Source organism: Streptosporangium heterodermiicola (assembly GCF_051390675.1).
In the GTDB taxonomy this organism is placed as follows: domain Bacteria; phylum Actinomycetota; class Actinomycetes; order Streptosporangiales; family Streptosporangiaceae; genus Streptosporangium.
Map to the genome: position 1 here is coordinate 105,404 of NZ_JBPJSR010000007.1, position 14,586 is coordinate 119,989.

Consider the following 14,586-nt stretch of genomic DNA (forward strand, 5'->3'; position numbering starts at 1 on the left):
GCCCGGGGGGACGCGCGAGGAGTGACGGCCGGGGGACGACGACCGGGGAGACGCGCGAGGAGTGACGGCCGGGGGACGACGACCGGGGAGACGCGCGAGGAGTGACGGCCGGGAAGTGACGGCCGGGAAGTGACGGCCGCGACCGGTCACGGCGGCCTGTTCTCGTCCGTCCCCGGCCCGACGGCCGCGCGCCCGGTACCTTCGCGTGCCTCTCGCCCGTCGTGGCCGTCGCGTCCGTCCCGGTCGCGGTGGCCGTCGTGCTCGCCGTGGCCGTTGCGGGCCTGGTCGCCGTCGCCGTCGAGCGGGACCTTGTCCCCGCCGTACGCCCGGCTCATCATGGCGCGCAGTTTGCGGAGCGGGTGGTGCTTCCCGTTGTGCTCCGGGACGCCGTCGCCGTCCTCGGCCGTCCCCGCGAGGATCGGGACCGGCTCCTTGCCTCGCACCTGGGCCTCGATGGACTCCAAGGGCGGGACGTGGACCTCGATGTACTCCCCCGTGGGCAGGCGCTTGATCACGCCGGTCTCCACGCCGTGGCCGAGGGCGTCGGCGTCGCGGCGCTGCAGGCCCAGGCAGATCCGGTAGGTGACGAAGTACGCCAGGGCCGGGCCGAGGAAGACCATCCCCCGGCCGATGTAGATGATCTGGTTTATCGAGAGGCGGAAGAACGCGGCGAGCACGTCGGTGGAGGCCATCAGCCACAGGATGCCGTAGAACGTGACCGCCGACATGCCGATCGCGGTGCGGTGCGGGTTGTTGCGGGGGCGGTCCGAGAGGTTGTGCTCGCGCCGGTCCCCGGTGATCCACTGCTCGGCGAACGGGTACAGGACCAGGCCCAGCAGGATGAGCCCCAGCGGGGCGAGCGCCGGGACGATCACGCTCATCGGCAGTGTGAAGCCCAGGAAGTTGATCTCCCAGGAGGGCATCAGGCGCAGCGAGCCGTCCAGGAACGCCAGGTAGAAGTCGGGCTGGGAGGCCGCCGAGATGTCGGACGGCTTGTAGGGGCCGTACAGCCAGACGGGGTTGATCTGGGCGAAGGTGCCCAGCAGCGCGACGATCCCGAAGGTGAACATGAAGTAGGCGCCCGACTTGGCCATGAAGGACGGGTAGGTGGGCGCGCCCACCACGTTGTCGTTGGTACGGCCCCTGCCCGGCATCTGCGTGTGCTTCAGCACCCACGTCAGGATCAGGTGGGCGGTGATGAGCGCGAGCAGGATGCCCGGCAGGAGCAGGATGTGTATCGAGTAGAAGCGCCCGATGACCTCGTCACCGGGATACTCGCCGCCGATGAGGAAGAAGGTGAGCCAGGTGCCGACCACCGGCAGCGACTGTGCCACCCCGGCGGTGATCCGCAGGCCGGCGCCGGAGAGCAGGTCGTCGAGCAGGGAGTAGCCGGTCAGGCCCTCGAACAGGGCGAGGGCCAGCAGGGCGACGCCGATCAGCCAGTTCAGCTCGCGGGGCTTGCGGTAGGCGCCGTTGAAGAACACCCGGAGCATGTGGATCATCATGCCGCCGATGAACATCAGGGCCGCCCAGTGGTGCATCTGCCGCATCAGCAGGCCGCCGCGCACGTCGAAGCTGAGGTCCAGTGACGAGGCGTACGCCTCGGACATCATGACGCCCTTGAGCGGCGCGTAGGAGCCGTTGTAGACGATCTCCTCCATGCCGGGCTTGAAGAAGAACGTCAGGAACGTGCCGGTCAGCAGCAGGATGACGAACGAGTAGAGGGGGATCTCGCCCAGCAGGAACGTCCAGTGGTCGGGAAAGATCTTCCGCATGTTCCGCTTGAGGAATCCCGCCGCGCCGAGGCGGTCGTCGAGGTAACCGCTCACGCTCGCCAGGTGTCCGGGCGTGTTTCCCTTGCTCATTCGCGGCCTCCGCTCTCACGAACCCCCGCCTCGACGTCGTCGCGCCCCGGAGAGCGGAAATCAGACGGAACGGCAAGGTCCGCCGTGGACGACCAGGTATTTCCCATCATCCACGGCGATGGGCAGGTTCGTTCACGGCGATGGGCAGGTCAGGGCAAAGCCCTGACCTGCCCATCGGCCCGGCCGCGCCGGGGCCGTCGCCGCGTTCCGTTCCGTGGCTTGTGACCCAAACGTTCACCTGTCCGCGATGACGCGTCCGGCCCGCAGGGGGCATACTCCTGCACGTGCGACGCCGTTACCCCTTCCTCGACCATCCCGGCCCCCTGCCCTTCGCCCACCGGGGCGGGGCCGCCGAGGGCAGGGAGAACACCTTCTCCGCGTTCGAGCGGGCCGTCGAGCTCGGTTACACCTACCTGGAGACCGACGCGCACGCCACCGCCGACGGGGTGCTGCTCGCCTTCCACGACCACACCCTGGACCGGGTGACCGACCGCCGGGGCCGGATCGCCGAGCTGCCGTACCGGGCGGTGCGCGAGGCGCGGATCGGCGGCGTGGACGAGATCCCGCTGATGGAGGACCTGCTGGGCTCGTGGCCCGAGGCGCGCTTCAACATCGACGTCAAGGAGTCGGCGGCCATCGCGCCGCTCGCCAGGGCGATCGGCCGGACCGCCGCCCACGACCGGATCTGCCTCACCTCCTTCTCCGAGGAGCGGCTCGCCAGGGCCCGCGCCGCGATCGGCCGCGAGGTGTGCTCCTCGCTGGGCCCGCGCGGCGTGGCGACCCTGCGCGCCGCCGCCACCACCTCCGGGTACGGCCGCCTGCTCGCCCGCCTGGCCCGCGCCGGAGTGCCGTGCGCGCAGGTGCCGGTCGGCTTTCGCGGCCTGCGGATCACCACGCCCGCCCTGATCCGTACGGCGCACGCGCTCGGCATGCAGATCCACGTGTGGACCGTCAACGACACCGGGGTGATGGAACGCCTGCTCGACCTCGGGGTGGACGGCCTGATGACCGACAACATCTCGGGGCTGCGCGACGTGCTGGCGGCCCGTGACCAGTGGTATCCGGGCCGTCTCGCCGCGTAGACCCCACGAGCCCGGACCTCGCCCCCCGCCCCAGGCCCCGTTCCTCCCCGGAGCCCCCGGCCCCGCCACCGTTTCCCGCCCCTCCCTGCCCCTCCCCGCCCCTCCCCGCTCCCCCGAAGCCGAACTCGACCCCGCCCCCGCCCCCGCCCCGCCTCCCGACAGACCGAGGACCGCTCATGACCTCCGAACAGGCCGTCGAGGACTCCCCCCAGTCCCGGCTCCGCGAGCAACGCGGCTGGTACTTCTACGACTGGGCGAACTCCGCCTTCCCGACCACCATCCTGACGGTCTTCCTCGGCCCGTACCTGACGACGATCGCGGAGACCGCCGCCCAGGGACGCCCGTACGTGGACGTGATCGGGTTCGACGTGCGGCCCAGCGCCTACTACTCCTTCGTGGTGGGCGTCGCGGCCATCCTGCAGATCATCCTGATGCCCGTGGTGGGCGCGCTGGCCGACCACACCGGCCGCAAGAAGGAGCTTCTCGGCCTCTTCGCCTACATCGGCGCGGGCGCGACCGTCTGCTTCTGGTTCGTCGCCGACGGGCGCTACCTGCTGGGCGGCGCGCTGTTCCTGGTGTCCAGCGTCGCCTTCGCCGCCGCGTTCGTGATCTACAACTCGTTCCTGCCGGAGATCTCCACGGCGGACGAGCGCGACAAGGTCTCCGCCAGGGGATGGGGTTTCGGCTATCTCGGCGGCGGCCTGCTGCTCGCCGTCCACCTGGCGCTCTTCCTCGGCCATGAGGACCTGGGCATCACCGAGGGCGACGCCGTGCGCATCGCCCTGTCGTCCGCGGGCCTGTGGTGGGGCGGGTTCACGATCATCCCGCTGCTGCGGCTGCGCAACCGGCGGGCGCTCCCCTCGGGCGCGGAGAGCGCGGGCCAGGCCGTGACCGGCAGCTTCCGCCAGCTGGGCCGCACGATCAAGGAGCTTCGGCGCTATCCGCTGACCCTGGGCTTCCTGGTCGCCTATCTCATCTACAACGACGGCGTGCAGACCGTCATCTCCTTCTCGGCCACCTACGCCGACAAGGAGCTCGGGCTGGACCAGACCGTACGGATCGCGGCGATCCTGATGGTGCAGTTCGTGGCCTTCTTCGGGGCGCTGCTGCTCGGCAGGCTCGCCGCCTCGTACGGGGCCAAGCGGGTGGTGATGGTCGCGCTGATCGCCTGGATCGCCGTGGTGGCCGTGGCCTACTTCCTGCCCAAGGGCGCGGCCCTGCCCTTCTTCGCGCTGGGGTTCGCCATCGCGATCGTGATGGGCGGGACGCAGGCCCTGTCGAGATCACTGTTCTCCCACGTGATCCCGAAGGGCAAGGAGGCGGAGTACTACAGCCTGTACGAGATCAGCGACAAGGGCTCGACGTTCCTCGGCTCGTTCACCCTCGGCCTGGCGCTCCAGCTGACCGACAGCTATCGCCTGGGAATCATCTCTTTGGTGATCTTCTTCGTGCTCGGTTTCGTGCTGCTCGCCCTCGTCGACCTGCCCAAGGCCATCAGAGCGGCCGGAAATCAGGTGCCGGAACGCCTCTGAGGACACCCCGAAAAAAGAGCCCATCGCAGACCGGGTCAAGAACGTGCGATTGGATCACCCTGTCTGTGGGAATCCACACACGGTATCAAGCGTTGTACGCCGTGGGAGACAAACCCCTCACGACGGGGCCCTCAGGAGGCATTCAGACATGGGCGAGCGTGCGCTACGCGGCACCAGACTCGGGGCGACCAGCTACGAGAACGACCGCAACACCGATCTGGCCCCGCGCCAGGAGGTGTCCTACACCTGCCCGAAGGGTCATCGATTCGACGTTCCGCTTGCCGCTGAAGCCGAGATCCCGGCGACCTGGGAGTGCCGCATGTGCGGCGCGACCGCCCTCCGGGTGGACGGCGAGCTGCCGGAGGCAAAGAAGGCCAAGCCCCCACGGACGCACTGGGACATGCTGCTGGAGCGCCGCACGATCGAGGACCTGGAGGAGGTGCTCAACGAGCGCCTGGCGATTTTACGCGCCCAGCGCCGCAAGAGCGCCTGACCGATTCGAAGAGTTCGGAGAGTCGGAGACCCCCGGCCCCCACCAGGGCCGGGGGTCTCCCCTTCCCGAGGCCTTTTCTCCGTTTTCAGGGCATCTTCTCCGGGCCTCCCGCCTTCGGAGACCTCCGTCTTCCGGGGCTTCACCTCCGGGACCTCCTTGAGATCTCCGTCCCAGCGCCTCCCGGAGGACCGTCTCACCACGGAAGATCGTCCGGTTTCTCCCCCGGTGGCGGCAACGGGGAAAGTGGCCCAATCGAATGTCGCGGAATTGGCTCTTAAGGTCGGTCCGCTCTCCCCCTAGGGTCGCTCCCATGACCACTTCGACCAGCGAGAACACCGGCGGCTCCACACCGGCGACGACCCAGGGGAAGGCCTCGGCGCTGCGGGCGCTGCACACACCCGGCCGCCCGCTGGTGCTGCCCAACGTCTGGGACGCCGCGTCGGCCCGCGCCGTCGAGGCGGCGGGCTTCCCGGTGGTCGCCACCGGCAGCGCCGCGATCGCCCCGGTGCTCGGGTACGACGACGGCGAGGAGACCCCGGTCGAGGAGATGCTGGCCGCGATCGCCAGGATCAGCCGTTCGGTCGGCCTGCCCGTCACCGCCGACATGGAGCGCGGCTACGGGCTGGAGCCCGCCGAGCTGGTCGAGCGGCTCGTCGCCGCGGGGGCGTCCGGCTGCAACCTGGAGGACTCCGACCCCCGTACCGAGGTGATGATCGACATCGAGGAGCAGGCCGCCTTCCTCGGCGCCGTCAGGGCCGCCGCGACCGGCGCGGGCGTGGACCTGGTGATCAACGCCCGGGTCGACACCTACCTCCACGGCACCGGGAGCGCCGAGGAGCGGCTGGCCGAGGCGGTGCGGCGGGGCCGCCGCTACCTGGAGGCGGGCGCCGACTGCGTCTATCCGATCCTCGCGACCGAGACGGGGGCCGTCCGCGCGCTGGTCGAGAAGATGGAGGGGCCGATCAACATCCTGTTCCGCCCCGGCACGCCGTCGCTCGGCGAGCTCGCGGACCTCGGGGTGGCCCGCGTGAGTTTCGGCCACGGCCTGCACGAGGCCGTACGGGCGTACACGGCCCGGATGCTCTCGGCGATCCGGGACGGCGAGAGCCCCTACTCTCCCGAGCCGTCCGCCCGCTGACCCGGGGGGCCGGGGGCCCGGGGGGCCGGGGGCTCGCCGTCCGCCCGCCGCCCCCCGGCCCGGGGGCTCGGGGTCCCGGCCTCCGCGCCCCCGGTTCAGAGGCGCAGCTTCTTCTGGGCGCCGCCGCGCCACTCCACCAGCAGGACGGTCGCGTCGTCCTGCAGCCTCCCGTCGTGATACTCCAGCACGCTGCGGACCAGGCGGCGCAGGGTCTCCGGTACGGGAAGGCCGTCGGCGTTGCGGCGGATGATGAAGTCGACGAAGCGCTCCAGGCCGAACTCCTGGTCCAGCCGGTTGCGGGCCTCGGTCATGCCGTCGGTGTAGAGGAGCACGCGGTCGCCGGGCTCCAGCTGCTCCCTGCACAGGGTCACGGTGAGCCCCAGGCCGAGACCCATCGGGTGGGCGGGCGGGCACTGCAGGGTGGCGACCCAGCGCCCTCTCCTGATCACCACCGGGGGGTGGTGGCCGCGGTTGACCCAGGTGAACACGCCGGTGCGCATGTCCAGGTTGGCGAGGATCGCCGTGGCGAAGCGGTTGCCCAGGCCGAACTCCTCGATCAGCACCTCCTCGATCCCCTCGCTGACCTCGACGAGACCGGCGCCCTGGCGGCGGCGGTTGCGGCAGGCGGCCACCGCGAGGTTCGAGGTCAGCCCGGCGGACGCGTCGTGGCCCATCGCGTCGAAGACCGCCAGGTGGACGGAATCGCCGGACAGCGCGTAGTCGAAGGCGTCGCCGCCGAGCGCGTAGGCCGGTTCGAGCGCGGCGCCGATCACCACCTCCTCGGTGGCGAAGGTGAGCGACGGCAGCAGGTTCCACTGCATCTCGGCGGCGACGTTCATCGGCCGGGTCCGCACCAGCCGGGCGTAGGAGTCGCTCTGGGAGCGCTTGCTCACCAGCAGCAGCGAGATCATGGACGCGAGATGCCGCATGTCCTCCTGTGCCCGTTTCTCGTCCGCCCCCGGCCGGAAGCTGGCGCGCAGCACCCCGAGGCGTTCGGTGCCGTCGAGCAGCGGCACCCACCAGCGGCCCGGTTCGTCCTCCGAGGGGAGCCTGGACAGGACGCGAACCTCCTGGAAGGCCCGGCCCGCCAGCGTCCCGTCGATCCGCAGTTCGCCCTTCCGCCTCTCCTCACCGACGTCAGGGCCGGTCAGCGGGCGCAGGACGTCCTGCTGCAGGTCGGCCAGGTAGATCAGCACGTCGTGCAGCCCGACGTAGGAGGCGTGCTCCTCGACGAGAGCCGGCAGGTTCTCCACCGCGCTCATGTGGCTGGCCTCGGCCAGTCCCGCGAGCATTCTCGCGCGTCCCTCGTAGGACCCCTTCTCGCCGTTTCCGCGATTCCCGTCCGTTCGCGGTACAGATGGCACAGATCCGTCCACGACCACTCCTCGACACTCACGGCACCCCGGGCGGCCGGCACGAGCGGCGCGTCCGGCGTCCATCCAGGACCCCTACCCCCGGCCGGGTGATTGACCCGGCTCCCTCCCGCCCCGTCGCGGGGACCGGCGGGTCACCATTCGTCGGCGGGCAGGTCGACGCCGTTGACGCGGTCGTAGATCACCACCCCGTCGGACAGCCTGACCACGCGCACCCTCCTGGCGAGCCCGGCCGTCTCCAGGTCACGGGCCGAGTGCACCGCGTGCCGGGGGAAGTGGTAGCGGTCACGGGTGCCCCCGTGCGGATCGTCGCGCTCGCAGACGACCTCGTAGCGGTCCTCCGGCCATATCGGAGGCGGCGGCGTCTTCCGTCCTTGGCCGGTGAGCCTGATCATCGGGCCCCCCTCCTCTCCTGGAATGTTCACTTCACGTGAGCGGAACAGTCACCGCGTGATCGTTTTAGGCATTCTTAATCACCCCATTATGGCCATTCGGAACCGGGGAACTGTAAGGTGAGCACCCCTCGCAGTGATTGGTCGGTCAGCCACCCGCGGCCCGCCCCACCCCAAACCGCCCCCGTATGCCGTCAGGCCCGCTCTCGGCCTGGCACGTTCCAATCGTCTCCCGTCCGCCAGGAGTTCGCCATGCCTGCCATCGACCATTTCGCCTACGGGTTCGTCACGCCGGCGGCCTCGTACATCATGTCGAGTATCGGCTGTCTGCTGGGACTGTTGCTCGCCGCGCGGGCACGCGGGACGGAGGAGGGGTCACCCCTCCTCTGGCTCGGCGGCGCGGCCCTTTCCATCGGCGGGACCGGCATCTGGGTGATGCACTTCATCGCGATGATGGGCTTCGACGTGCGGGGCACCTCGATCCGCTACGACGTACCGCTGACCGTCGCGTCCGCGCTGCTCGCGGTCGTCGTCGTCGGCGCCGGCCTCTACCTGGTCTCGCGCAAGGAGAACAGCACCGGCGCGCTCCTCGGCGGCGGGCTGCTGACCGGCCTGGGCGTGGCCGGCATGCACTACCTGGGCATGGCGGCCATGAACATGTCCGCGCACGTGAGCTACGACCCTCTCCTGGTCGGGGTGTCGGTGCTCATCGCCGTGGTCGCGGCGACGGTGGCGCTCTGGTTCAGCCTGCGCGTACGCGGGGCGCTCGCCACCACCGGCGCCGCCCTGCTGATGGGGCTCGCGGTCAATGGGATGCACTACACCGGCATGTTCGCCATGGACGTCGGCCTCCACGACATCGCCTCGCCGGCGAGCGGGGCGCAGGGGATGGACTTCATGCTGCCCCTGCTCGTCGGGATCAGCCTGCTCACCCTCGGGCTGCTCCTGGCCATCTTCCTGTCCCCCTCCGAGCAGGAGATGCGCGAGGACGCGGAGCTCCGGTCGCAGCTGCGGCGCTCCCGCGCGGGTGACGGCGACCACCCCGCAGGGCCGATGGGGCCCCACGCACAGCCGAGCCGGCGGCACGAACCCTCCCTGTTCGACGGCCACGACCCCGGGCACTGAACGGACCCGCCGGGCGTCGACCGAGCCCCCTGCGCCCCCGGGGAGGCTCGGGTCGGGGCGGGTCGGGGGTGTTCGAGGACGTTCCAGGAGGTCCCGGCACTCCGGCTCAAGGAGGTCCTGTGCTCCTGGCCGGCGAGACACCGGGGGCTCCGGCCCGGGAAGACCCCGGCGCTCCGGCCCGGGGAGGGCTTCGGTGAAAACCCGTGGCGCCGACGACCTCCCCGGCGGCACACTGCCCGCGTGAGTGAAGCGTCGGGCCGCACGTGAGCGCCCCCGTGAGCGAAGCGTCGGGCCGCACGGTGAGCGCCCTCGTGACGGCCGGCGGCGAGTGGCTGGGAACGGTCGGGCCGTTCCCGGTGGCCGACCCCTGGTGGGCCGAGGTCGGATCGGTCGTGGCTCACCTGGAGGGGGTGCTCGGCACGCCCGTGGTGGTGCTGCGCCTGGTCGACGCCGAGGAGCGGGGCCGCGGCCCCCGCGAGGGCCACACGACCTACCACGTCGAGGCCCTCGGCACGCCGGCGCCCGGCCTGGCCTCCCTGCGGCCCGGTGATCCGGGCGCGACCGGGAGGCCGTCCGCGCCCGAAGACCTGGCGGGCCCCGTGGCACACCGGGCTGAATGGGCGAAGGCCTCGGGGGTGCGCGCGGCGCTCGGCTGGGCCCAGACCGCGCTGCGCGAGGCGGGCAGGCCCGCCGAGGGACCCGCGCGGCAGGTGAGGACCTGGAACCTGGCGGGGCTGTTCCGCGTCCCCACGAGCCCGGGACCGGTCTGGTTGAAGATCACTCCCGGTTTCGCCGCCGACGAGGCCCTCGCGATCGGGATGCTCGCGGCGGAGGACCCCGGCCTGGTGCCCGCCGTGGTGGCGGCCGACACCCCGAACCGGCGGGTGCTCCTGGAGCACGTGCCGGGCGGCGACTGTCACGGTGCGCCCCGGGAGATCGTCGCCGGGGCGGTGAGCCGGCTGGCGAGGGCACAGGCGGCTCTCGCCGCGCGCGGGGGCGGGCGGCCCGAGGGGCTGCTCGACCGCACTCCCGCGGCCATGGCCGCCCTGGTGGGCGGGCTGCTCGACGGCGAGGCGGGCGGCGACCTGGACACCGGGGAGCTGCGCCTGGCCCACCGGCTGGCCGGCCGCCTGCCGTCTCTGGTCGCCGCCCTGGAGTCCTGCGGCCTGCCGTGCACGCTGGTGCACGGCGACTTCCACCCGGGCAACTGGGTGTCGGGGCCGCGCGGCACCGTCGTGCTGGACCTGGCCGACAGCCACTACGGCCACCCCGCCCTCGACGGGCTGCGGCCCCGCGACTTCCTGCCCGCAGACCGCTGGGAGGCGGCCGCGGACGCCTGGTGCGCGACGTGGGCGGCGAGCGTCCCCGGCTGCGACCCGGCCCGCGCGCTGATCCTGGCGGAACCGCTGCAGCATCTCGCGTACGCCCTCCGCTACCAGGAGTTCCTCGACAACATCGAGACGAGTGAGCGGCGCTATCACGAGGGGGACCCGGCGCAGGCCGTCCGCGCGGCCGTGACGGCCGCCGAGGCGATCGGCGTCCTCTGAGGGGACCTCACTCCGAGGGCCTTCTGAGGGGAACTCCTCCCGCGGGACCTCTGGGGCGGCTCCCCCGCGCGGGCGGGCCCGTTCTCGTCCGCGAGGCCGGGGACGCCCGCAGCTCCGGGAGCGGCCGGTGGGCGGTGGTGGGCGGTGGTGCGCGATCGGCCCGTCACTCACCCGCGCACAGCGCGGGGGCCTTCTTGTGCGGGTAGACGTGGTCCAGCTCGTGGCCGGGTGGCAGGACGCAGCGGCGCTCGCCGGGCTCGGTGTGCGGGCACCGGAGCGCGTCGACGCGGCGCGGCAGCGTCGCCGTCTCCTCGCTCTCGTCGGCGGCGGCGGCTTCGTCAGTCATGACACGTGTCCTTCTGTGACATCCGGGCCGTGACGGCCGGACGGTGAGGGGCCGGGACGACGGCCCGCGCGGGGCGCGTCCGGGGGAGGCGAGGAGCCGACCTCGCGAGGGCGCCTTTCCCTCGGCCGTCCGCACGTGCGGTGCAGCGACCCATCCTCGCGAGTTCTGGATGTCCAGAACAAGTCATCGACGCGCTCCGTTTGATCGCTGTCAGGAATCGGAACCCGTGCGCCAAGGGCGCGACGACCAGTCTTCCAGAGTTCCCCCCGGCCGCGCGAGGGGGGAAAGCACGCGATCGCCGATCCTCCGCCGGGCGTTTCGGCCACACTCCTCGACTGTTTCGGTCTCATCACCGCCTCGGGAGAGAAGCGTCCGCGGTGCTCGCGCAAGGCCACCGCACGCCACCTCGTCATCGCCCCAGAAAGCCATCAAGGTCCCCATAACATCGCGATAGGGATTCTTTGGGAGATCCCTCCGCGAGCCTCTCCCGAATACCTTGACATCACCCCTCACAAGGAGTGTTCATGTTACGTCGAGGTACCCTCCTGGCCGGCGCCGCTACCGTGGCCCTGTACCTGGTCGCCACCGTGGCGCCCGCCGTCGCAGCATCCGCCCCCCCGCCCCAGCCTCCGGCATCCATGCTTGAGGCCCTCCAGCGCGACCTCGGCCTCACCGCCGAGCAGGCCGTCCAGCGCCTGGCCAACGAGCACCGCGCGGCCGCCTCCGAGGCCGCCCTGACCCAGGAGCTCGGCGCCGAGTACGCCGGCGCCTGGCTCAACGGCGACGCCTCCCAGCTCTCCGTGGCGACCACCGACGCCGCCGACGCCGGCGCCATCAGGGCCAAGGGCGCGCAGCCCGTGATCGTCGGCCGTTCCCTCGCCAGCCTCGACGCCGTCAAGGCCAAGCTCGACGGGGCGTCGGCGGAGGCGAAGGCGGGTGCCTCCCTCTGGTACGTCGACGTCACGACCAACAGCGTCGTGGTCCTCGCCGCCGACCAGGCCGCGGGCGAGGCCCTCGCCGCCGCCGCGGGCGCCGACAAGAGCGCCGTGAAGGTGGCGCTCTCCGCCGAGAAGCCCCAGGCCTTCATCAACATCATCGGTGGCAACGCCTACTACATCGGCGGCAGCCGCTGCAGCATCGGCTTCTCCGCGCGTCGTGGCAGCGCCCCCGGCTTCGTGACCGCCGGTCACTGCGGCAGGGCGGGCAGCGTCACCAGCAGCCCGTCCGGCTCCTTCTACGGCTCGTCGTTCCCCGGCAACGACTACGCCTGGGTCTCCACCCCCGGCCACACCATGACCCCCTACGTCCGCGGCGCCGGCGGCGCCAACGTCACCGTTCGCGGCTCCACCCAGGCCTCGGTCGGCTCCTCGATCTGCCGCTCCGGCTCCACCACCGGCTGGCGCTGCGGCACCATCCAGCAGCACGGCGCCACCGTGAACTACTCGCAGGGCTCGGTGAGCGGCCTGACCCGCACCAGCGCGTGCGCCGAGCCCGGCGACTCCGGCGGCTCGTTCATCTCCGGCAGCCAGGCCCAGGGTGTCACCTCCGGCGGCTCGGGCAACTGCAGCTCCGGCGGCACCACCTACCACCAGCCGGTCAACGAGATCCTCTCGGCGTACGGGCTGACGCTCGTCACCGGCTGATCTCACCTCCTCACCAGCTGCTCCCCGTGAGCAACCCCCCGATGGCCGAGGAGGCCCGCTAGAAATGTCAAGAATCATCCGCTTCGGCGTCGCCCTCATCCTGGGGCTGGCCTTCCTGGTGACGGTCACCCCCGCCCAGGCGGCGCCCGCCCACGCGGCGGACGCCCGTACGGCAGCGGTCCGTGTGCTCAGGTACGACGCGAGCAGGGCCGCGGAGTTCCGGTCCGCCGTGGACCAGGCGGCCCAGATCTGGAACTCCAGCGCCCCGAACGTACGACTGGTGGCCGGCAGTCCCGCGGACTTCGTGGTGATCGCCGACAACGGCTGGCCCCGTGCGCAGCCCACCAGCCTGGGTCGCGGAACCGTGTGGATGGGGCGACAGGCGACCGCGGAGGGCCACAACCCGCTGCGGATCGCCGCCCACGAGATCGGCCACATCCTGGGCCTGCCCGACCGGCGTACCGGCCGGTGCACGGACCTGATGTCCGGCGCGAGCGCGGGCACGAGCTGCACCAACCCGAACCCGAACGCGGCGGAGAGAGCCGAGGTCCAGCGTAACTTCGCTGGATTCGCCCCGGCGATCGACTTCGGTCGGATCTACGTCGACAGTCCGGAGCACGCGGCGTCCCCGTCCTAGACAGACGCCCGCGAGCACCTCGCCGGTCCGGCCGTCCCCTCGGCCGGGCCGGCGAACCCGTGTCCGGGGACCGGTGGAGACCCGGCTCCCGGCGGCCGTGAACTCCACCGGGCTCCCCGCTCTCACGGCGAGTTCCATCGGCACTTCCCGCCCTGACCGGCACTTCCCGTCCCCGCCGGGAGGGGCCGCGTCAGAGGAGCTTCTCGAAGCAGAGGGAGCCGGGGAGCCGGTCGTAGGGGGCGAAGACGGGGATGGGGGTGTAGCCCTCCCGCTCGTACATCCTCACCGCGTCCGGCTGGCGGGGACCGGTCTGCAGGACGACCCTGGGCGCGCCCAGCGCGCGGGCCGCGTCCTCGGCGGCGGCCAGCAGGGCCCGCGCCACGCGGGTGCCCCGGTGGGACGGGGTCACGAACATCCGCTTGAGCTCCATGTCGTCACCGAGCCCGCGCAGCGCCACGTGGCCGACCGCGACGCCCTCCGCCGTGTAGGCGACCCCGGTGTAGGCGACGGTCTCCGGCCGGACGTTCATGCCACTGGGCACGAGGCCGATGACGGCGAGCATGTCGGCGTAGCGGGCGTCCATCTCGTCGGTCATGGCCTGCCTGAGCGCCACGGCCGCCGTGTCGTCCCAGCCGACCGGCCTCACCTCGATCAGGCCGGTTCCCTGCGCGAACGCGGTCATGTGTGGAACCGCCCCTCTCCCCGTTCTCGCGGCCGCGGACCGTCCCGGGCTCGCCGCGGCACGTGTCGCGCCGTCACGCCCTCATGATCCCGAGCCAACCGAAATTCCGACTTAAAAGGTAGAAAAATAGGGTTTTCCTGTCAACGCCCACGGCAGGATCTCACGGGTGCGGAAGGGCCTGAGGGTCGGCCGCCGGTCGCGGGGGAAGGATCCAGGAATGACCAGTTCCCGTATCAGCGTCTCGGTGGACGCGCACGTCCCGCCGGAACGGGTGTTCGCCGTGCTGACCAATTGGCGGAGACACGGCGAGTGGATGTTCCTTACCCGGGCGCGCGTGACCGCCGGGAACGGCCACAGCGTCGGGAGCCACCTGGAGGCCTTCACCGGAGTGGGGCCCGCCGGGTTCCTCGACACCATGGAGATCACCGAGTGGGACCCGCCCAGGAGCGTGGGGGTCCGGCACACCGGATGGCTGGTGCGCGGCACCGGGATCTTCCGCGTGCTGCCCCGCGAGGGCGGCAGCACGATCGTCTGGGAGGAGGAGCTCGACGTGCCGTTCGGCGCGGCCGGGCAGCTCGGCTGGCGGGTGATCAAGCCGCTGAACGCGGCCCTGTTCCGGTTCTCGCTGCACCGCCTGGCCTCGCTCAGCAATCGGTGAGACGGAGGCGGTCGAACCGGGAAAGGTGAGACCGGTGGCCGCGCTCAGCGATCCGTGAGCCGGAGGCGGTGAA

14 protein-coding genes are annotated in these 14,586 nt (G+C 71.7%); 9 read left to right on the forward strand and 5 right to left on the reverse strand.

Features of this window, described 5'->3' with window-relative positions; translation table 11 throughout:
- Window positions 1–146: 146 nt before the first annotated feature.
- Window positions 147–1,865 (reverse strand): cytochrome bc1 complex cytochrome b subunit, encoded by a 1,719-nt coding sequence (gene qcrB / locus ACSC1Q_RS17195; protein ID WP_436759708.1) that lies wholly within the window; start codon window positions 1,863–1,865, stop codon window positions 147–149.
- A gap of 284 nt (window positions 1,866–2,149) precedes the next feature.
- Here qcrB and ACSC1Q_RS17200 point away from each other — a divergent pair, with 284 nt between their 5' ends.
- From ACSC1Q_RS17200 to ACSC1Q_RS17215, 4 genes are all read left to right on the forward strand, one after another.
- Window positions 2,150–2,947 (forward strand): glycerophosphodiester phosphodiesterase family protein, encoded by a 798-nt coding sequence (locus tag ACSC1Q_RS17200; RefSeq protein WP_436759709.1) that lies wholly within the window; start codon window positions 2,150–2,152, stop codon window positions 2,945–2,947.
- A gap of 176 nt (window positions 2,948–3,123) precedes the next feature.
- Window positions 3,124–4,479 carry an MFS transporter gene (locus tag ACSC1Q_RS17205; protein ID WP_436759710.1) on the forward strand — a complete coding sequence of 452 codons (1,356 nt, stop codon included), beginning with the start codon at window positions 3,124–3,126 and terminating at the stop codon, window positions 4,477–4,479.
- A gap of 148 nt (window positions 4,480–4,627) precedes the next feature.
- Window positions 4,628–4,972: an RNA polymerase-binding protein RbpA gene (locus tag ACSC1Q_RS17210; protein ID WP_089205581.1), complete on the forward strand. Its 345-nt coding sequence runs from the start codon at window positions 4,628–4,630 to the stop codon at window positions 4,970–4,972.
- 310 nt (window positions 4,973–5,282) lie between these two features.
- A complete protein-coding gene (locus tag ACSC1Q_RS17215) occupies window positions 5,283–6,110 on the forward strand; it encodes an isocitrate lyase/PEP mutase family protein (RefSeq protein ID WP_436759711.1) in 828 nt (275 codons plus the stop codon).
- A 95-nt stretch (window positions 6,111–6,205) separates the two neighbouring features.
- Here the strand turns inward: ACSC1Q_RS17215 and ACSC1Q_RS17220 are convergent, their stop codons facing one another.
- Together ACSC1Q_RS17220 and ACSC1Q_RS17225 are read right to left on the reverse strand one after the other, a co-directional pair.
- Window positions 6,206–7,402 carry a PP2C family protein-serine/threonine phosphatase gene (locus ACSC1Q_RS17220; RefSeq protein ID WP_436759712.1) on the reverse strand — a complete coding sequence of 399 codons (1,197 nt, stop codon included), beginning with the start codon at window positions 7,400–7,402 and terminating at the stop codon, window positions 6,206–6,208.
- A gap of 215 nt (window positions 7,403–7,617) precedes the next feature.
- Window positions 7,618–7,878, reverse strand: a complete 261-nt coding sequence (locus tag ACSC1Q_RS17225) for a hypothetical protein (protein ID WP_436759713.1) — start codon at window positions 7,876–7,878, stop codon at window positions 7,618–7,620.
- Between the two features lie 249 nt (window positions 7,879–8,127).
- Here ACSC1Q_RS17225 and ACSC1Q_RS17230 point away from each other — a divergent pair, with 249 nt between their 5' ends.
- Both ACSC1Q_RS17230 and ACSC1Q_RS17235 read left to right on the forward strand, forming a co-directional pair.
- Window positions 8,128–9,000 carry an MHYT domain-containing protein gene (locus ACSC1Q_RS17230; RefSeq protein WP_436759714.1) on the forward strand — a complete coding sequence of 291 codons (873 nt, stop codon included), beginning with the start codon at window positions 8,128–8,130 and terminating at the stop codon, window positions 8,998–9,000.
- Between the two features lie 275 nt (window positions 9,001–9,275).
- Window positions 9,276–10,547 (forward strand): phosphotransferase family protein, encoded by a 1,272-nt coding sequence (locus tag ACSC1Q_RS17235; RefSeq protein ID WP_436759715.1) that lies wholly within the window; start codon window positions 9,276–9,278, stop codon window positions 10,545–10,547.
- Window positions 10,548–10,710: 163 nt separating this feature from the next.
- Here ACSC1Q_RS17235 and ACSC1Q_RS17240 read toward each other — a convergent pair whose 3' ends face one another.
- The gene (locus tag ACSC1Q_RS17240) at window positions 10,711–10,893 is read right to left on the reverse strand and encodes a hypothetical protein (protein WP_350967723.1); all 183 of its coding nucleotides are present in this window, start codon (window positions 10,891–10,893) and stop codon (window positions 10,711–10,713) included.
- Between the two features lie 524 nt (window positions 10,894–11,417).
- On the opposite strand from ACSC1Q_RS17240, the gene ACSC1Q_RS17245 reads away from it, so the two are divergent.
- Window positions 11,418–12,536, forward strand: coding sequence for a S1 family peptidase (locus tag ACSC1Q_RS17245; RefSeq protein ID WP_436759716.1), 1,119 nt, complete (start codon window positions 11,418–11,420; stop codon window positions 12,534–12,536).
- A 64-nt stretch (window positions 12,537–12,600) separates the two neighbouring features.
- Window positions 12,601–13,173, forward strand: coding sequence for a snapalysin family zinc-dependent metalloprotease (locus tag ACSC1Q_RS17250; RefSeq protein ID WP_436759717.1), 573 nt, complete (start codon window positions 12,601–12,603; stop codon window positions 13,171–13,173).
- A gap of 190 nt (window positions 13,174–13,363) precedes the next feature.
- Here ACSC1Q_RS17250 and ACSC1Q_RS17255 read toward each other — a convergent pair whose 3' ends face one another.
- Window positions 13,364–13,855: a GNAT family N-acetyltransferase gene (locus tag ACSC1Q_RS17255; RefSeq protein ID WP_436759718.1), complete on the reverse strand. Its 492-nt coding sequence runs from the start codon at window positions 13,853–13,855 to the stop codon at window positions 13,364–13,366.
- Between the two features lie 217 nt (window positions 13,856–14,072).
- On the opposite strand from ACSC1Q_RS17255, the gene ACSC1Q_RS17260 reads away from it, so the two are divergent.
- Window positions 14,073–14,513, forward strand: a complete 441-nt coding sequence (locus ACSC1Q_RS17260) for an SRPBCC family protein (protein ID WP_436759719.1) — start codon at window positions 14,073–14,075, stop codon at window positions 14,511–14,513.
- Window positions 14,514–14,586 lie beyond the last annotated feature (73 nt).